The 18,306-nt window shown below is 64.7% G+C and carries 12 protein-coding genes; 3 read left to right on the top strand and 9 right to left on the bottom strand.

The annotated features are described in order from the left end of the window. Positions 1 to 65: 65 nt before the first annotated feature. The 9 genes from QYH69_RS23145 to opgC all read right to left on the bottom strand — a co-directional run bounded on the left by QYH69_RS23145 (position 66) and on the right by opgC (position 14,464). Positions 66 to 5,120, bottom strand: a complete 5,055-nt coding sequence (locus tag QYH69_RS23145; RefSeq protein WP_308834077.1) for a response regulator — start codon at positions 5,118 to 5,120, stop codon at positions 66 to 68. Positions 5,121 to 5,343: 223 nt separating this feature from the next. Continuing rightward, on the bottom strand, positions 5,344 to 6,909 hold the full coding sequence (locus QYH69_RS23140) for a response regulator (RefSeq protein WP_308834076.1): 1,566 nt from the start codon (positions 6,907 to 6,909) through the stop codon (positions 5,344 to 5,346). Further along, complete coding sequence (locus QYH69_RS23135) at positions 6,906 to 8,399, bottom strand: ATP-binding protein (RefSeq protein ID WP_308834075.1); 1,494 nt, start codon at positions 8,397 to 8,399, stop codon at positions 6,906 to 6,908. The genes QYH69_RS23140 and QYH69_RS23135 overlap by 4 nt, the downstream gene beginning before the upstream one ends. Then, positions 8,365 to 9,588 carry an ATP-binding protein gene (locus QYH69_RS23130; RefSeq protein ID WP_308834074.1) on the bottom strand — a complete coding sequence of 408 codons (1,224 nt, stop codon included), beginning with the start codon at positions 9,586 to 9,588 and terminating at the stop codon, positions 8,365 to 8,367. Before QYH69_RS23130 ends, QYH69_RS23135 begins: the two co-directional genes overlap by 35 nt. Next, entirely contained in the window at positions 9,573 to 9,998 is a 426-nt protein-coding gene (locus QYH69_RS23125; protein WP_308834073.1) for an anti-sigma regulatory factor, read from the bottom strand. Before QYH69_RS23125 ends, QYH69_RS23130 begins: the two co-directional genes overlap by 16 nt. Before the next feature lie 17 nt (positions 9,999 to 10,015). Further along, entirely contained in the window at positions 10,016 to 10,372 is a 357-nt protein-coding gene (locus QYH69_RS23120; RefSeq protein WP_075155559.1) for an STAS domain-containing protein, read from the bottom strand. 11 nt (positions 10,373 to 10,383) lie between these two features. Then, positions 10,384 to 11,247, bottom strand: a complete 864-nt coding sequence (locus QYH69_RS23115; protein ID WP_308834072.1) for an STAS domain-containing protein — start codon at positions 11,245 to 11,247, stop codon at positions 10,384 to 10,386. A gap of 269 nt (positions 11,248 to 11,516) precedes the next feature. Continuing rightward, positions 11,517 to 13,163 carry a tannase/feruloyl esterase family alpha/beta hydrolase gene (locus QYH69_RS23110; RefSeq protein ID WP_308834071.1) on the bottom strand — a complete coding sequence of 549 codons (1,647 nt, stop codon included), beginning with the start codon at positions 13,161 to 13,163 and terminating at the stop codon, positions 11,517 to 11,519. Positions 13,164 to 13,354: 191 nt separating this feature from the next. Next, a complete protein-coding gene (gene opgC, locus QYH69_RS23105; protein WP_308834070.1) occupies positions 13,355 to 14,464 on the bottom strand; it encodes an OpgC domain-containing protein in 1,110 nt (369 codons plus the stop codon). Between the two features lie 389 nt (positions 14,465 to 14,853). Here opgC and QYH69_RS23100 point away from each other — a divergent pair, with 389 nt between their 5' ends. The 3 genes from QYH69_RS23100 to QYH69_RS23095 form a co-directional block, all read left to right on the top strand. Next, positions 14,854 to 16,389 carry a methyl-accepting chemotaxis protein gene (locus QYH69_RS23100; protein WP_308834069.1) on the top strand — a complete coding sequence of 512 codons (1,536 nt, stop codon included), beginning with the start codon at positions 14,854 to 14,856 and terminating at the stop codon, positions 16,387 to 16,389. A 768-nt stretch (positions 16,390 to 17,157) separates the two neighbouring features. Continuing rightward, the gene (locus tag QYH69_RS36130; protein WP_374992474.1) at positions 17,158 to 17,268 is read left to right on the top strand and encodes a SymE family type I addiction module toxin; all 111 of its coding nucleotides are present in this window, start codon (positions 17,158 to 17,160) and stop codon (positions 17,266 to 17,268) included. Positions 17,269 to 17,919: 651 nt separating this feature from the next. Continuing rightward, positions 17,920 to 18,306: helix-turn-helix domain-containing protein (locus QYH69_RS23095; protein ID WP_308834068.1), on the top strand; the 387-nt coding region annotated here is incomplete at its 3' end.

Below are 18,306 nucleotides of genomic sequence, written 5' to 3'. Positions count from 1 at the left end.
CGAACGCCTCTTCAATGAACGATGAGTCGCCCGAATTCTATCCGGGTATAAATGACAATGCAATATTACCCGGGTAAATTTCGCGGATCGTGTGGCACGCATGCATGCAGTGCGTTGATCAGGTCGAGCGGATCGTACGGCTTGCGCAAATGCTGGGCGTTGCCGAGCGTCGCCTGCTGATCGGGCGCGAGTTCGACTGGATAGCCGCTCGCAAAGATCACGCGCACATGCGGTTGACGCCGCGTCGCCTCGAGCGCGAGGTCGACACCCGAATGAGCGCCGAGCCCGACATCGGTGAGCAGCACGTCGACCGGCTGCGTGGCGATCAGCTGTTGCGCGTCGTCGTGGCCGCCCGCTTCGAAAATATCGAGTCCGAACGTGCGCAGGACTTCGGCGGTACTCGCGCGCACCAGTTCGTCGTCTTCGACAAACAGAATCCGCAGCCCGCGCACCGCATCGAAGGTTTCGTTGCGATTGCGGTCGACGAGCGTCACGGTCTGCGAATCTTCGGCCTGCAGCGTCAATCCGATGGGGCCGTTCGCGCTTTGCACGCGCAGCGTATGGCGGATCCTGCGTGCAAGCGCTTCGTGCGTGTACGGCTTGCTCAGCAGCTCGACGCCTTCGTCGAGCCGCCCCGCATGCACGATCGCGTTGTCCGTATAGCCGGAGGTGAACAGCACCGCGATAGCGGGCTGCCGCTCGCGCGCCTTGCGCGCAAGCTCGGTGCTGCGCAGCGGCCCCGGCATCACGACGTCGGTGAACAGCAGATCGATCGGGACGCCGCTTTCGACGATCGCCAGCGCGCTTTGCGCATCCTTCGCGCGCAACACGCGATAGCCGAGACTCGACAGCATGTCGACGACGGTCGTGCGCACGTCCTCGTCGTCTTCGACCACGAGGATCGTCTCGGCGCCGCCCTTCGACGACCCCGGGTCGACTTCCGTTTCGAGGTCCTCCTCCTGGCGCACGCGCGGCAGATAGAGACGGATCGTCGTGCCATGCCCCGGCTCGCTGTAGATCTTCACATGCCCGCCCGACTGCTTGACGAAGCCGTACACCATGCTGAGTCCGAGGCCCGTGCCCTGGCCTTCGCGCTTCGTCGTGAAGAACGGTTCGAACACGTGCTCCTGCACGTCGGGCGTCATGCCGCTACCGGTATCGGTCACGGCGACCATCACGTATTGCCCCGGCTGCACGTCGGCATTGCGCTTCGCGTACGCGTCGTCGAGCGCGGCATTGCCCGCTTCGATCGTGAGCTTGCCCTGGCCGTTCATCGCGTCGCGCGCATTGATCGCGAGATTGAGCAGCGCGTTTTCGACCTGGAACGGATCGACGAGCGTATTCCAGAGGCCGCCCGACACGATCGTCTCGATCTCGATGCCGTCGCCGAGCGCACGGCGCAGCATATCGTCGAGGCCGCGCACGAAGCGCCCGAGATTGACGACTTTCGGCGCGAGCGGCTGGCGCCGGCCGAAGGCGAGCAGTTGCGCGGCGAGCTTCGCGCCGCGCGCGACGCCGGCGAGCGCATTGCGCACGCGTTGCGCGGCCCGCTCGGAGCCGGCGACGTCTTCGGCAAGCAGTTGCAGATTGCCGCCGACCACCTGCAGCAGGTTGTTGAAGTCGTGCGCGACGCCGCCCGTCAGCTTGCCGATCGCTTCCATCTTCTGCGCGAAACGCAGCGCCTCTTCCGCATGACGCAGCGCCTCCTGCGTTTCGCGATCGGCGGTGACGTCGCGACCGACGCCGTGAATGCGCTCGGTATGCGGATCGAGCGCGAGCGTCCATGCAATCCAGCACCAGCTGCCGTCGCTGCGCCGCAGCCGGTTTTCGTAACGCACGGGCACGCCGGTCACGCGCAGGTCGTGGATGCGCGCGTTGACGGCTTCGAGGTCGTCCGGATGAATCAGGTCGAAATACGACTGCGACGTCAGCGTCCATGCCGGATGGCCGAGCACGCGCGTCCATGACGGGCTGACGCGCTGCAGCGAGCCGTCGAGGCCCGCCACGACAAGCAGGTCTTCGCTGAGCTCCCACAGGCGGTCGCGGTCCGCGACTGCTTCGGCGATGCGCGCTTCGAGCGTTTCGTTGAGGTTGTGCAGCGCGGCCTGTGCTTTCGAGCGCGCCGCGATCTCGTCCTGCGCGGCGCGATAGAGTCGCGCGTTGTCGATCGCACCGGCCGCCTGCGCTGCGATGCCCGCGACAAACCGCTCCGAACGCGCCGTGAACACGGCGGGCTCCGGGTGGCCGAAGAACAGGCCGCCGAGCACTTCGCCAGTGCGCGAAACGACCGGCGCCGCGAGATAGCTCGTTACCTTCAGATGGCCCAGCGGCATGCCGCGGTGCGGGTCGTTCCTGCCGTAACGCGGGTCCTTCGTGATGTCGTCGGAACGCACGATCCCTTCGCCGTTGAAGGTCGGCCCGAACACGGCCGTATTGCGCGGCATCGGAAACTTCGAGAACGCGTCTTTCGGGACGCCCGACAGCGTGTAGAGCGTATAGCGGCCGCCGTCCTCGTCCTCGACGTTGTAGAAGAACGAGCCGAACGCGGCGCCCGTCAACTCGGTCGCCGCATCGGTGACGATCTGCACCGCGCGGTTCAGGTCGAGTTCCGCCGCGACCGCGGTGCCAATGCGGTTCAGGATTTCGAGCGTGCGCGTTTCGTCGGCCAGACGCTGCCGCGTCTCGCGGCGCAGCCGGGCGAGCCGAAGATTGCCGGCCACGCGCGCGAGCAGTTCGCGCGCGGAAAACGGCTTCGTCAGATAGTCGTCGGCGCCCGATTCGAGGCCGCCGACCTTCGCTTCCTCGCCCGCGCGCGCCGAGAGCAGCAGCACCGGCGTTTCGCCCAGTTGCGGATCGGCGCGCAGCTCGCGCAACAGGCCGAAGCCGTCGAGGCGCGGCATCATGACGTCCGACACGACGAGATCGGGCGGCGCTGCGCGGATGGCCTCGAGCGCGCTGATGCCGTCGTCGGCAACGCGCACGTCGTGGCCCGCCGCGCTCAGAATGCGGCGCATGTAGTCGCGCAGGTCCGCGTTATCGTCGACCACGAGCACGCGTGCGGGCCGGTCATCGGCCGGCGCCGCCGCCGTCGCCGTTCCGTCGAGCGCCTTGGCGGCCACGCGCCATGCATCATCGGCGCCGGCGTCGGTATCGATGTCCGCGTGGGTGTCCGCGTCGGTGTCGGTGTCGGTGTCCGCGCCGGTGTCCGCGCCGGTGTCCGTATCGATGTCCGCATCGGCATCCGGGCTGGCGCCGAAGGGAGCCGTGGCCGCGCCGTCGGGCATCCAGCGCAGCGCCGCGTCGACGTACGATTGCGCCTGCCTGCTCGTCGTAGCAGGCGCGGGCTGCCCGTTTCGCTCGGGCGGTGCGGCGACGGCGCTGCCGGCCGGCAGCGCGATCGTGAAGCACGAACCGACGCCGACCGTGCTGTCGACCCGAATTGCGCCGCCGTGCAGACGCACGAGCTCCTGCACAAGCGCGAGACCGATGCCGCTACCTTCGACCGAGCGGCCCGCCGCCCCTTCGACGCGATGAAAGCGCTCGAAAAGACGCGGCAGCTCGTGCTCGGGAATGCCGATGCCGGTGTCCGACACGCACACCTCGACGGTGTCGCCGTCGGCCGGCCTCACGCTGACGGTGATCGCGCCCGACAGCGTGAACTTGAACGCGTTCGACAGCAGGTTCAGCACGATCTTTTCCCACATGTCGCGGTCGATATCGACGAGCCGCGGCAACGCCGCGCAGTCGATCACGAGCGACATGCCGGCCGATTCGATCGCCGAGCGGAACAGCGACGCAAGTTCGGCCGTGAACGCAGCGATATCGGTCGGCTCGCGATGAATCCGAATGCGGCCCGCCTCGAGCCGCGAAAAATCGAGCAGCGCATTGACGAGCTTCAGCAAGCGCAGGCTGTTGCGATGCGTGACTTCGACGAGCTTCCGCCTGTCGCTGGCGCCCGCTTCCGGATCCGCGAGCAGTTCCTCGAGCGGCCCCAGCATCAGCGTGAGCGGCGTGCGAAATTCGTGACTGATATTCGAGAAGAACGTCGTCTTCGCGCGATCGATCTCGGCGAGCGCTTCGGCGCGCCGGCGCTCTTCCTCGTAGGCATGCGCGTAGCCGATCGCGCCGCCGATCTGCCGCGCGGCCAGGTTCAAGAATGCGCGGTAGCGATCGTCGAACAGGCGAAACGGATTGAGCCCGACAATCAATACGCCGCCGCGGCCGCGTTCGCCGCTTGGCTGTACGGGCAGCACGGCCGCCTGCGCCGGCGGCTGCGACCATGGGCCGGCCGGTAGCGTAGGACCGAACCGCCCGGCCAGATCGCTGACCACCTCGACCGTCTGGCGGCGCTGCACCTCGGCGAACGGCCAAGGAGCGTGCGCGCCCGCCTGCATCGAGGCGGGCGCCGCCGGGTGGCCGGCCGCGATGCCGCAGGTGCCCGTCAGCGTAACGCTGTCGCTGCCGGCTTCGCCTGAATAGAACATCGCAAACGGGATGTCGCGCGAATCGGTCGCGAGCGCGCGCATGCCCAGTTCGCATGCCTCGAGCCAGGTGCGCGCTTCGGTCGTCGACGCGCCGATCTCGCGCAGCAAGGCGAGCTGCCTTTCGCCGATCACGCGCGCCGTTTCGTCGCTGTTCGCGCAGATGATGCCGCCAGTGCTGCCGTCATCGTCCGGCACCGGACTGTATGAAAACGTGTAGTACGTTTCCTCGGGGTAGCCGTTGCGCTCCATGATCAACAGCTTCTGCTCGACGTACGTGCCTTCGACGCCCGTCAGCGCCGTGTCGAGCAGCGGACTGATGTCCTGCCAGATTTCGCGCCAGACGCTCGACGTCGGCTGACCGAGTGCGACCGGGTGCTTGCCGCCGATGATCGACTTGTACGGGTCGTTGTAGAAGAACAGCAGGTCGGGGCCCCAGCCGACCCAGATCGGCTGGCGCGACGTCAGCATGATGCGGATCGCTGTCTTGAGGCCTTGCGGCCAGCGATCGGGCGGACCGAGCGACGTCTTCGACCAGTCGTGCGCGGCGATCAACGCGCCCATCTCGCCGCCGCCGCGCAGAAATGCCGGAGCCGCGCCGCCTGGAGGCACGCCCGCCGTCGAGTTGTCCGCTTTCATCAACGCCTTCTCCTGACTTCGCTGTGCTGTGTGTTACCGGCGCAGAGCCCGCAATAGACGTCGCCTCCAGACCTGTCCCGAAACGTCCGCACCGGCGGCTTGCTTGCGCGAACGTGTCGTCTCCCGTTGTCCAGCGGTTCGTCCGACCGCTCATGTGTCGCTTATCGGCCACTCATCGGCCACTCAGCGGCCGGACATCGGCCTTCCGGCTCTCGAGGGCCGCTTATTCCGCTGCGTCCGTCGGCAATTCGACGCCCGGATTGCGCGGCTGTCCGTTTCCGCTATCGGTCGCGATCACGCGTTCGACGTCTTCGAGCGACGCCGGCTTGACGAGGTGATGATCGAAGCCGGCCGCGCGCGTACGCTGCCGGTCGCTTTCCTGTCCGTAGCCGGTCAGCGCGATCAGCAGCGCGCCTGCTGTCTCCGGCTGCAGGCGCAAGGCGCGCGCGACCTGATAGCCGTCGAGATCGGGCAGGCCGATATCGAGGATCACGACCTCCGGTTTGAACTCGGGCGCGGCCGACAACGCGGATGCACCGTCGTAGACGACGCGCACCTCGTGACCAAGCATTTCGAGCAGCACCGACATCGATTCGGCGCCGTCGACACTGTCGTCGACGATCATCACGCGCCGCTTCGACGGCGGCGTCTGCGTGGCCGCCGTCTGTCGCGTCGCCGCCGCAGCCGCGTATTCGGGCGACATCGCGAGCGGCAGCAGCACGACGAATTCGCAGCCTTTGCCGAGCCCCTCCGAGCGCGCTTCGATCGTGCCGCCGTGCAGTTCGGTCAGCGTGCGCGCGAGCGACAGCCCGATGCCCAGGCCGCCCTCCGAGCGCGCGAGCGAGTCGGCCGACTGCATGAACAGATTGAACACCTCGGCGAGTTCCGCAGGCGGAATGCCGATGCCGTTGTCGGCCACGCGGATGGCAACCGAGCCTTCGACGACTTGCACCTCGAGTTCGATGGCGCCGCCATCGGGCGTGTACTTCGCCGCGTTCGACAGCAGATTGCCGATGACCTGCGCGACGCGGATCGGGTCGCCGCGAATCACGCACGGCAATTCGGGCATCTTCACGCTCAGCGTGTGATGCTTGCGCTCGATCGCGGGCTGATTCGTTTCGACCGCCGTCGCCACCGCCGATGCGATATCGACGGTTTGCATGCGCAGCGCGATCTTGCCGTGCGTAATGCGCGACACGTCGAGCAGATCGTCGACGAGCCGGCTCAGATGCTCGACCTGGCGGCGCGCGATCATCCGCGCGTCGCGTACGACCGCCTCGGCTGCGTGATATTTGGGGTCCATCAGTTCGACCGCGTTGCGGATCGGCGCGAGCGGGTTGCGCAGCTCGTGCGCGAGCGTCGCGAGAAACTGATCCTTGCGGCGGTCCGCGTCGCGCAGCGCCTCTTCGGCGCGATGCAGCCGCAACAGCGCGCGCACGTTCGCGACGAGTTCGGCCGGCTCGATCGGTTCGGTCAGGTAACTATCGGCGCCGCCGTCGAGCGCGCGGACCTTGTCGAGCGACTGCACCGCCGCGGCCGACGTTTGCAGCACGAGCGTCGAGCGGGTCTGCGGATCGCGCTTGATGCGCGAGCACACTTCGATGCCGTTGATGTCGGGCAGCTTCACGTCGAGCAGCACGAGCGCCGGGCGGCGCGCGCGCACCTGGTCGAGCGCGGCCTGGCCACCCGCCGCTTCGATCACCTCGAAACCGGCGTGCACGAGCACCCGCGTTTTCGCATAACGGGCGCCGTCGTTGTCGTCGACATTCAGAATCAGTGGACCGGTCATGCGCCGTCTCCGCGCGCGGTGACTTCGGCGCCGGCATCGGCCGCGCCGGCGCCGGCCCGATCGGCGCCGGTCGATGCGGCGAGTTGCGCCGCCGCGTCGCTCGCGGGCACGAGCCGCACCGGCAGCGTCGCATAGAAAGTCGAGCCGACGCCGAATCTGCTCTCGACGCCCACATAGCCGCCGAGCAGCGCCGCGAGCTTGCGGCACAGCGGCAAGCCGAGGCCGGTGCCTTTCACGCGCTGCTGCAAATGGCTTTGCACTTGGCCAAATTCCTCGAATATCACTTGCTGATGCTCCTGCGCTATGCCGATGCCCGTATCGGCGACGGTAAACGTGACGTGCTCGCCGTCCGGCTCGATGCGCGCGCCCACGCGTATCTCGCCGCGCTCGGTAAATTTGAGCGCGTTGGAGACGAAATTACGCAGGATTTGCGTGAGCTTTGCTTCGTCGGTGAAGATCGCCGGCAGTCCTTCCGCGTCCTCGAAAATCAGCCGCACCGCCGGGTCCGTCAGAAGCGGCGTGAGCATCGTGCGCAGCGCCGCGAAAAGTCCGGACGGCTTGAACGATATCGGCAGCACATCGGTTCTGCCCGCCTCGATCTTCGCGAGATCGAGCAGATCGTTGACGATCTCGGTCAGGTCTTCGGCCGATTTGCGAATCAGTAGCACTTGACGTTCCTGCTCCTCGGTCAGATCGCCGTCGAGCCGGTTCAGAAGCAGATTCGACAGCGCGCGGATCGAGCTCAGCGGCGTGCGCAGCTCGTGGCTCATGTTCGACAGGAAGCGCGTTTTCATCGTGTCCGCGCGGCGCAGTTCGTCGGCGCGCTCGTCGAGTTCGGCGTACAGCGCGACGACGCCGCGGTTCGTTGCTTCGAGCTCCTGCGTAAGACGTGTCAGTTCTTCCTGGCGGTCGCGCAGTTCGGTCAGCGTCGACAGCAGTTCGCGGTTCTGCTGCTGCACCTCCTCGAGCGATTCGTGCGCTTGCGGCGATCTCGCGCTCGCTCCCGCGCCCGGCCGCGACAGATCCAGCATCAGATCCCTGACGATCGCATCGAGCTGCGCCGGTGCGAGGTCGGCACGATCGGCCGGCAGCAAGCGCGCCATCGACACCGTCGTGCCCGTTTGCGGCGACGATTCGATCGTGCAGCGGTCCATCAGGCGGCGGCTGCCCGCGATGCCGCGGCCCATGCCGGTCGGCGAACGGTAGGTGCCGTCGAGCACGGATTCGAGATCGCGGATGCCGGGCCCACGATCGCGCACGTCGATCAGAAACGCTTGCGGCTTCGCGCTCGCGTCGAACGCGAAAATCACTTCGCCTCCGCCCGCATACTCGAACGCATTGCGCGCGATTTCGGATACCGCGCTTGCGATGCGCGTCTGATCGAGCGGCGTAAAACCTACGCCGGCCGCGATAGCGCGCGCCCGGCGGCGCGCAGCGACCACGTCCTCTTCGGCCTCAAGCCGGATTCGCAGTATCTGCTGGGTTGCCATGCGAGAAATGTACCCCCTGGTCCGCTTTGACTACCACTACGGTCGCATCGTCGCGGCGGCGCGCGAAGTCCCGATACAGCACCGCTGCGATCATCACCGAAGGCTGCAGTTGCAGGCCGGGATAAGCGGACAGATCCCAGCGCGTGCCGATGCCGTCCGAATGCAGGATCAGCATCGCATTGCGCGTCCACGGCACTTCGAATTCCTGCGCATCGCGCATCGTGTGACCGACGATACCGTTGCGCGACGTGAGCTGCCAGCTTCGATGCTCGGTGTCGCGCTCGCTTTGCGAGGAGGCATTCCTCGGTATCTGCCCGAACTGTCCCGAGACGAGCGCCGGACGGCTCGCGCCCGAGACCGCGGCGGCGATGTTGCCGGTGCCGGCAAACGACAGCACCGAGCGGTCGAGATCGAGGCGCGCGATCGCGACCGCGGCGCCGCGCGTCGAACGCAGCGCATCGTGCGCGTACTGCATGAGCGCCGCCGGCGGCCGGCCCGCGCGGCGATGCACGGCCGCGATCGCCCCGGCCGAGGCGACGTGCGCATCGGGTCCGTGCCCGAGGCCGTCCGCCACCGTCACCGTCAAACCGTGCTGATCGGGTTCGACACCCCACGCATCGCCGCATACCTGTTCGCCCGGATACGGCACGCACACACCGCCGATATCGGTGCCCGACGCGCGCTGATTCGTGCCCTCGAACGCGGTGCGCGCGTCGCCGAGATTCGCAGCGGGTCCCGGCCCCGCCGCGCGCACGATTGCGCGCACGACCGTGCCGAGTCCGGGCTGCGAATAGATCGACATCGAGTCGGAAAGCCGACGGATCGCACCGAGGCCGGTGCCGGACGTGCCGGCCGTCGAGCGGCCGTCGTCGAAGGCGCGGCGCACATCGGCGATGCCGGGGCCGCGATCGATCGCGAGCACCTCGATGCCGCCCGCCGCACTGCGCGCGCCGCCCGCCGGCGCCTGCGGCGGCAGCTCGCGCACGAGCACTTCGCCGTGCTGCGCGTGCTTGAGGATGTTGGTGGTCGCCTCGGTGACGATCAGTGCAAGCCGCCCTGCGTCGGTCTCGTTGAACCCGCACTTGCGCGCGGCATCGCTCGCGCCGCGGCGCGCAAACGCCACGCCGCTTGCGTCGGCGATTTCGAACGACGCATGCATACCGCGCAAACCGCTTAACGATGTTTCCATTTCGTGATCGTGACCGTCGTGCCCTTGCCCGGCTCGGACTGAATGTCGAACTCGTCGGACAGGCGCCGTGCGCCGCCGAGCCCGAGGCCGAGGCCCGAACCGCTCGTAAAACCGTCCTGCAGCGCCCGCTCGATGTCGGGAATGCCGGCTCCCTGGTCGATAAAGCTGATGCGCAGCCCTTTGCGCGTGCCGTTCATGAGCACGCTCAGTTGTGCGTCGCCACCACCGCCGTAAATCAGCGTGTTGCGTGCCAGTTCGCTCGCGGCGGTGACGAACTTCGTCTGATCGACCAGCGAGAAACCTTGTGCGATCGCCTGGTCGCGCACGATCTGCCGCAGCCGGACGATTTCCTGATCGGAGCGCAAGCCGACCTCCATTGCCGATAACACCGTGACGCCGGTTAAATCCATATATAGGGTTTCCGTCGTCAACGGCGCCGCTGCTGCAGCAGCGCCATGCCGCGCTCGACATTGAGCGCCGTACGCACGCCGGTCAGCGTGAGACCCAGTTCGACGAGCGTGATCGCCACCGAAGGCTGCATGCCGACGACCACCGTCTGCGCATCGAGCACGGTCGCCATTGCCGCGGTGTTGCTGATCATCCGGCCGATGAATGAATCGACGATATCGAGTGCGGAAATGTCGATCAGCACGCCCTTTGCGCGATCCTTGACGATGCGCGCGGTCAGGTCGTCCTGCAGGGCGATTGCGAGGCGGTCATGCATATCCACCTGAATCGCGACGATCAGGCAGTCGCCCATCCGCAAAATCGGAATACGGTCCATGGCGGGCCGCCTCAGCTTTCGCCGCGCGCGGCGATGCTCGAGCCGCTGCGCTGCAGCGCAATGACGAAGGCATCGGCAAGCGTCGATTTCGTGGTGACGTTCGTGAGATCGACGCCAAGGTGCACGATGGTCTGCGCGATTTGCGGGCGAATGCCGCTGATGATGCAATCGGCGCCCATGAGCCGCGCGGCCGCGACGGTCTTCAACAGATGCTGCGCGACGAGCGTATCGACGGTCGGCACGCCGGTGATGTCGATAATCGCAATCGAGGCGCCGGTATCGACGATTTTCTGCAGCAGGCTTTCCATCACGACCTGGGTGCGCGCCGAATCGAGCGTGCCGATCAGCGGCAGGGCAAGAATGCCTTCCCACAACTCGACGACCGGCGTCGACAGTTCGAGCAGCTCTTCCTGCTGACGAAGAATGATGGCCTCGCGGCTGCGCTGGAACACTTCGGTGGTGAAGAGGCCGAGTGCGTCGAGCAGCTGGTTCACGGCCCAGTTCGTTTCCGCGAATTCCATCGCGTTATCGCCCAACTCCTCGCGCAGACGCGTATAGAGCGGCTGCTTCAGCGAAAACACGAAGGTTGCGGTTTCAGCCGGCGTGAACCCCTGGCGCGCGCGATGCGCGGACATCTCCGAGAGAAAGGTACGCACGGGCTCCCATTCGGGACGGCTCGCATCCAACGTATCCGCGCTCGAAAGCGTATCGACGAATACGTTCAGGAAATTGCGGAATTGATCCGACATATCCGCTTCGGTCGTCAGGCCGCGACGCAGCGCGATGGACAGATGCTGGTCCAGCCAGTCGGTCAACAGCGTGTCGCGGTGCCGCCTCAGCACTTCAATCAATGCGGCGCCTTTCGATTTGTTCATGGACTCTCCGGTGAAGAACGTCAAGTAAGTATTGCTTGATTTACTTTCGCGCAAATCGTTTGCGCGCACTTTATAGGGCAACATTACCGAATTTGCATTGCCGCGACAGCCTTATGCAGCAAGCGATTGCGCGAGAAACCAATATTACACAGTGACGCGCCGATTCAGCGCGAAACGGTTATGCAGCTACGCGGGAGCGAATATGCAAAGACGATCGCAGGCGATAAACGATGCGCTATTCGAGTCGCTGCGTTCGGGCGCGAACGCGCTTAAGCCGACGTGCAGACGAAGCTGCTCGCGCGGTTCATGTCGCCCTTGCCGACGTAGCGCGGAAAGAGCGGATAGCGGCACAGCGGCCGCGTGCGGCCGTTGGTGGCGGCGGCGATATCGGTGGCGGTCAGCGTTTCGGGTGCGACGCCATGCGTGACCCACTCGTCGAGCGCCGCGAGCAGATCGACGGACGGCACGAACACGCCGCTACCGTGCTGATAGCCGGGCACCATATAGAGCCGCATGAACGAATCGACGCTCGCCTGCCCGAAGCGCGCCACGAGCGCATCGCGATACGCGATGGTCTGGTTCGGGCTGATCACTTCGTCGGCGAGACCTTGCAGCGTGATCAGCTTGCCGCCGCGCGCGATATAGCGCGACAGGTCGGTGTTCATCGCGCCGATCGTCTCCGACAGCTCGACGAGTTGCGATTGATAACGCCCCGGATGCAGCACGTCGAAGGTCAGCGAATCGTATGCCGCGTCCTGCGTGACGAAGTAGCGCAGATAGCCGTCGCCTTGCGTGAACAGATAGCCGTTCGCCGCAAACGTAGGCGACCGCTCGCGCGTGGCCTCGCGTCCGAGCCCGAGGCCGCCTGTCAGGCGGGTGCCCTGAAAGACGTTGTAGCCATGGTAGCCGCTGACGTCCCATGCGAGGTGATACGGCAGCGTCAAGCCGTCGCGCAGGGCGAAGAGCGTCGCGAGCTGCGTGTTGGTCAGGCAATTGTCGTCTTGCGGCGTCTTCGAGGCGGTGCCGGCGGATCTGCCTGACCTGGCGGATTTGCAGCGCAGCGCGTCGACGATTTCGGCCTCGCGTTTGCGGCACGCGGGCACGTCGCCGACGATGCCGTCCGCCGCGCCGTCGAGTTTGTCGCACATCGCCATCGACCGCTCGTAGACGCGCTCGAGCAGCGTCGGCGGCACGTAGCCGCCCGGCGTCGCGTACTCCGCTTCGCCGATCTTGATGCCGATGAGCCGCACGCCGGTGAAGTTCAGCGCGGGGGAATCGGCGATCACGCCGTCGTAGTCGTCAGGGTAGCGCTGCATGACGGTGTAGCCTTCGCGGCCGCCGGTCGAGCCGCCGGCGAAGTACATCCTGTCCGGGGCACGTCCATAGGCGAGCCGGATCAGCGCAAGCGCCGCATCGTGGGTCTTTTTCAGATGCGCGTAGCCGAAGTTGATCACTGCCTCGTCGATCAGGCCGAACACCGCGAGCGACGAATTGCCTACGTGTCCCGAATCGTCGCCGAATGTCGCGTATCCGAGCGCGAGCGGCGCGTGCTCGGGCGAAAACGGCATCGTGCCGAGGCCGCTCACCACGACGCCGTTGTATCCGCCGCCGCCGAGCTGCAGCGCGCGGCCGTTCCAGTTGCGCGGCAGATTCAGGTCGAAGCGGATATCGGGCGTCGCGGATTTCAGCGCCTTGATGCTGCCGGTAATGCGGCAATAGTCGCCGGCTTCGTTGCCTGCGGCGCTTGCGGGAATCAGCGTCGCGGAATCGATATGCACGCCGTTGGTCGGCAAGCCGATCGCTTTCGGCGGGAGCGAGAGATTGGTCAGCGTCGAGCAGTGCAGCTTCGATGCGGGTGGAATCGCAGCAGAGGGCGCGGGTGCGACGAGCGGCTGTTGCGCTGCGCATCCGTGCATGCCCGACACGAACAACAGCAGTGATGCGAAGCCGCGCGCGCAGATACGCGCGGCGCGAAAATGAACAGCGACATGGATTGCGGCACGGACTTCGGCACGAGTGTTGGCACAAGCGTTGGCACAAGCGTCGGCATCAACTTCGGCACGAGCGGGCGAGCGCGCCGCGTGAAGGCTGGCCGGATGCCCGCGCGTCACACGTCGGCTCCGCGCACCGCTGGGCGCCTCGAATGGCGGCGGTTCGACCAGTCGCGCCATAGCCGCGCGAGCGTCAGCACTGCAATGATCGCGACGAGATCGGCGGCAAGCGCCGCAAGGCCATGCGCGACGCCATGCAATGCACGCGGCGTCGCCGTATCGACGACGAGCGAAATCACGGTGCCGCCGACGAAGCAGACGAGCCCCAATTGCCCGACATTGACGATGCCGGGCAAACGCTGCGCGAGTTGCGCAATGTAACCGTTTCGCACGAGCCAGACTGCAAGCCAGCCAATCGCAAGGAAATTGATCACGCGTTCAACCGATAGAGTTTGCTTCAGATGACCGGGCAGCGGCTGCGTGAGGATAAACAGCTTGACGATCGCAAAGCCGACGGCGGCGGCCAGCGCGACGCGCGTCAGCCACCGTCCCGCACGCGATCCGACGAAATCGTCGCCCACGGGCTGCACCCGACACAGGATACCGAGCACGAACATCAATTGCCATGCAAACGGATTGAAAGCCCAATCGGCGACATCGTCGATACGCAGCAACGCCGCGAGCGGCCGCGCCGCAAGCCAGATCGCGATGCTCAACGCCAGTGCCGAAGCCGCCGAGCGCCGCGCGAGCGGCACCATGAAAGGCACGGTCAACGGAAACAGAACATACATCGGCAGCACGCTCGACAGATACGGCTGCTGGCGCAGCACCGCGATATCGAACGCCGCGCGCAGCGGCGCCGCCGAGAACGACGGCCAGCCTGTCATGTTGACCATGGGCCGGTTCAAATGGAAAAGCGCAAGCACGGCGCCCGACAGCAAGGTGAGTACTGCCGTCAGCAGATACGCGCGGTAGATTTCGAAACCGCGCTTGAAAAAGCGCGTGCGCGCGGCGTTGAGGCCGCGTTTCTCGAGCACCGCATCGTAGGCGGCAGCGGACGCGTAGCCGCCGAGACACACGAACACCTCGGCGGAATCGCATAACGCATACGAGTGCAGCATTAAATGCGACAGCACGCTGCCGGGTATGTGATCCAGAACGATGACAATCAGTACGACGCCACGAAAGAAATCCACTTCGATCGAGCGTCCTCGGCGGGGCGGCATGGGAAGTCTCGGGGGAGTGTCGCGGGTTACGAGAAAAAGCGTCAAGCGTGCATGTGAGGCTAAACCGATTCGTAACTGGCTGCAGGGAAGCGCGACGTCGGCTGACAGAATGAAATCTCCGCCTGCGTCAAGTGCGCGAATTGATGGCCGGCGACAGGTGCGTTTGAAAGCTGGCGCCGCCGCGTGCGCGGGAAGGCGCAGGTGAAACGGCGAACGAAGTTGTGACTTGCTTCGCGAAATTCGAGTTGCTTGGCGACGGCGTTTTTGCGCGAATGTACTCAAGTTTGGCGCCGGCGCGTCCGTCAATACGGTCGTCAGGGCGGGTTTCGGGTACGGCGTCCTGCGTGAGCGATGCGTGATGCGTGCCCGCGTTCAATCGAAGACGACTTATGACCATCGTTCGACGGCTCGTGATCACCTTGGGCGTTGCGCTGTTCGCGCTCGTGTTCGTCGGCGGCTATGGACTTGCGCAGCTCTACGCATCGAATCAGCGCATCGACGGCCTCGAAACGCGCACGATTCCGGGGCTCAAGTCGATCTCGATGGCACTCGACGACGTCGCCGATATGCGCCTCAACGCGTATCGCTATGTGGTGGACGGCATCGACGATTCGAGCCGCGCCGCCATCGTTGCGTTGATCGCCGATGCCGACAAGCGCTTCGATCGCGATGTTGCCGCCTATGTTGCCGGCGACGAGAAAGCTGCGCGGATGCTCGACGCGGATCGCGCCCATATCGCTGCGTACCGTGGTGCACGCGCGCAGTTCTTCGACAAGCTGCGCGCCGGCGACCGCGACGGCGCGCTTGCGATGCTGCACGACGGCGGCGCCGTGCACACGGCCGCGCTCGTGCTCGACAACGGCCTGCACGATCACCTCGATTACGACATCGAGCGCAGCCAGGCGATCCGCGACGAAAATGCCGCGCAGTTCAAAACCGTGTTCGGTTCGATGATCGCGGTCATCGCCGTCGCCTTCGTTGCGACGGGCGCGTTCGGCATGCACTTGTACCGGCTGATCGGCAATGGGCTCGGGCAGTTGCAGGACACGCTGCAAAAGGTCAGTCATTCGCTCGATCTGTCGCTGCACGCGCGCGTCGAGCGGATGGATGAAATCGGACACACGGCCGACGCGTTGAACCGGCTGCTCAAACACATGGCTGACGTGATTGCCGAAGTGCGGCACTCGAGCGACGCGGTTGGCATTGCGTCGAAGCAGATCGCCGCGGGCAATCTCGATCTGTCGACGCGTACCGAGCAACAGGCCGTCTCGTTGCAGCAGACGGCGTCAAGCCTTGCGCAACTGACGGCGACCGTGCAGCAGAACGCGGACAACGCGAAGGAAGCGAGTTCGCTGGCGCTCGGCACGTCGCGCATTTCCGATGAAGGCAGCCAGTCGGTCGAGCGCATGGTCGGCACGATGAGCGAAATCGCGACGCGCTCCGCCAAGATCGGCGAGATTACGTCGCTGATCGAAGGCATCGCGTTTCAGACGAATATTCTCGCGTTGAATGCGGCTGTCGAAGCGGCGCGCGCGGGGGAGCAGGGGCGTGGGTTTGCGGTCGTTGCGTCGGAGGTGCGCAGTCTTGCGCAACGGTCGTCGGCGGCGGCGAAAGAGATCAAGGAGTTGATCGAGCGCTCGGTTGCGACGATTCGTGCGGGGTCGAGCCAGGCCGAAGAGGTGGGTCGCACGACGGCGCAGGTGCAGCAGGCGATCCGGCAGGTCGCGGCGATTGTTGGCGAGATTGCGAATGCGTCGGATGAGCAGGGGCGCGGGATCGAGCAGGTGAATCACGCGGTTAGTCAGATTGATGAGGTGACGCAGCAGAATGCGTCGTTGGTCGAGCAGGCTGCTGCGGCGGCGGGGTCGCTGGAGGAGCAGGCGACGCGGTTGGGGGGAGCGGTGGGGGTGTTTAGGGTGGGGTGACCTGCCCTGGAATTTTCGGACCAGCTGAAACTTGAGAAAATGGCTTCCAACGGAGAGAAGGAAGTCATGAAGAAGAGCCGGTTTACCGAAGAGCAGATGGTCACGATCCTGCGGGAGGCGGACCAGGCGCCGATTGCCGTCTTCACGCTGGTAGCTCTTAGCGATTCTCGTCGATGGCCACATAGTAGACAGGCATGACTTTCCTCGGTTTGCTGACCGCACTCGTTGCCACAGATGCCGCGAACGGAATCTCAAATTTTTCCGAGCAGCCAGTTCGTCGAACGCATCGCAGTTTGGCACGACACACCATAGGAACGGACTGGATGGACAACATTTGACAGCGCGTGGCGCGGCACTGATTTCTAAGGCAATTGAACGAAGGTCTGGATAAATGTTGTCTTAGTCATTCAAACGTCTTGGGCAGAATATTCGGAGCTTTCCCATCTTCGGTAGCTCGTTTGCATTATCCAAAACTATCAAGGAAAATTGATTGGATCGCTAATCAATTAGAACGTAGTCCCCGCAAGGGATGAACTTCGCGACAATAGAGGAGAGGAAGGAGAAGAAGCGCGGGCCGCATGGGCGGCAACCCAAACGACCCGCTAACCACAACCAACTCACAGTAGGAGTTGACCATGGCTGAACGCAATCATAAAACAGAGAATGGAACTTCGGTTCGCTACTTGACCGTAGTCTAGACTACGCCAGCCGTTTAATCGGCCTAAGCATTGGCCGTCCTGGAAGAGCAGCTACGAGGACTATCCGCCTGTGCCCTGGATTCGTCTTTCGGGGCGCTGGCTGAATGAGGCGGGGTTTGATATTTCTGGGAAGGTTCGGGTGGAAGTGGAAAAGGGGAAGCTTGTTATAACGCCTGCTTGATTTAGAGAGTCAGGGCCGGGGAGGAAGGCTCTCCGGTCCGCAGTGATGCTACGTTGATCGTCACCTTGGCATTTTCCACTATTGGGATTGGACCTGCCGTTCACGAATTCGTAGTGAGCGCCCGCTTGTCGGTCCGCCTAGGCAAGCTCGTCGCAGTCTGCTCAATGACGACCTTCGCGCTCGCGAAATGCAGTGACACCGCTGGAAACACTTAACGGTCGTCGGGCAGTGTTGCGACGGTGGTGAGCAATGGGCACTCCGGCCAAGCCTGGGCTAGCGTGGGCAAGTCAGTGATGGAACGTCGAAACCCTTTACCCAGTCTTGGAAGCGCAAGCGATACCGCAGCAGTTTCTGCATATCATTGTCGCCCCCCAACGCCGGGTAGGCCGACTGAAAGAACGAGGTCCGAAACTCGACGTGCAAGGCCATCGCTCCCAATTTAGTAGCGGCAAGAGGAATCGCAATTAGCGATATCAATATGCCAAGAGCAATGGATAGACATGTCCCGGTGTATACGGCCACCCAAGCCGCGACCGTTCGTGATGTCACCGGCACCTGTAAATTGATACGCGGTCGGCACTGAGGAATTGATACACCTCGACGAAGGGATAATGGCCGCTTTGAGCGGCGATGGTCTCGTACGAGGGATACATGCAGATCAGGATATTGCACAAGCAGGGTAAGAGCCTTCGCGCCATTGCTTGTGAGGTTGGTTGCTCAGTCAACACGGTGAGGAAGTACCTGGCCGCGCAGGACGCGCCGACGTTTCGGCCCGCAACCATTCCGCGAGAGTCGATTGTGGGCCCGTTCGAGGCGTATTTACGGGAGCGGATTGCGGCAGCGGCACCGGAATGGATTCCGGCAACAGTGCTGTGGCGCGAGATCCAGTCCATGGGATTCAACGGCGGAGAGCGCATCGTGCGCAAGTTCGTTGCAACGCTGCGTCCCGCGCAGGCGCCCGATCCATTGATCCGATTCGAGACTGCTGCGGGCGATCAGATGCAAGCGGATTGGGTCGAGTTCCGCAGGCGCAAGGGA

It is taken from the genome of Paraburkholderia sp. SARCC-3016, from assembly GCF_031119615.1.
Classification (GTDB): domain Bacteria; phylum Pseudomonadota; class Gammaproteobacteria; order Burkholderiales; family Burkholderiaceae; genus Paraburkholderia.
The sequence above is the reverse complement of the archived record's forward strand: the minus strand, read 5'-3'. Positions and strand labels throughout refer to the sequence as shown.

Bases quoted from the DNA above. Each gene is read 5' to 3' on its own strand.
- QYH69_RS23145 (WP_308834077.1), bottom strand. From the start codon at position 5,120: ATGAAAGCGGACAACTCGACGGCGGGCGTGCCTCCAGGCGGCGCGGCT.
- QYH69_RS23140 (WP_308834076.1), bottom strand. From the start codon at position 6,909: ATGACCGGTCCACTGATTCTGAATGTCGACGACAACGACGGCGCCCGT.
- QYH69_RS23135 (WP_308834075.1), bottom strand. From the start codon at position 8,399: ATGGCAACCCAGCAGATACTGCGAATCCGGCTTGAGGCCGAAGAGGAC.
- QYH69_RS23130 (WP_308834074.1), bottom strand. From the start codon at position 9,588: ATGGAAACATCGTTAAGCGGTTTGCGCGGTATGCATGCGTCGTTCGAA.
- QYH69_RS23125 (WP_308834073.1), bottom strand. From the start codon at position 9,998: ATGGATTTAACCGGCGTCACGGTGTTATCGGCAATGGAGGTCGGCTTG.
- QYH69_RS23120 (WP_075155559.1), bottom strand. From the start codon at position 10,372: ATGGACCGTATTCCGATTTTGCGGATGGGCGACTGCCTGATCGTCGCG.
- QYH69_RS23115 (WP_308834072.1), bottom strand. From the start codon at position 11,247: ATGAACAAATCGAAAGGCGCCGCATTGATTGAAGTGCTGAGGCGGCAC.
- QYH69_RS23110 (WP_308834071.1), bottom strand. From the start codon at position 13,163: ATGCACGGATGCGCAGCGCAACAGCCGCTCGTCGCACCCGCGCCCTCT.
- opgC (WP_308834070.1), bottom strand. From the start codon at position 14,464: ATGCCGCCCCGCCGAGGACGCTCGATCGAAGTGGATTTCTTTCGTGGC.
- QYH69_RS23100 (WP_308834069.1), top strand. From the start codon at position 14,854: ATGACCATCGTTCGACGGCTCGTGATCACCTTGGGCGTTGCGCTGTTC.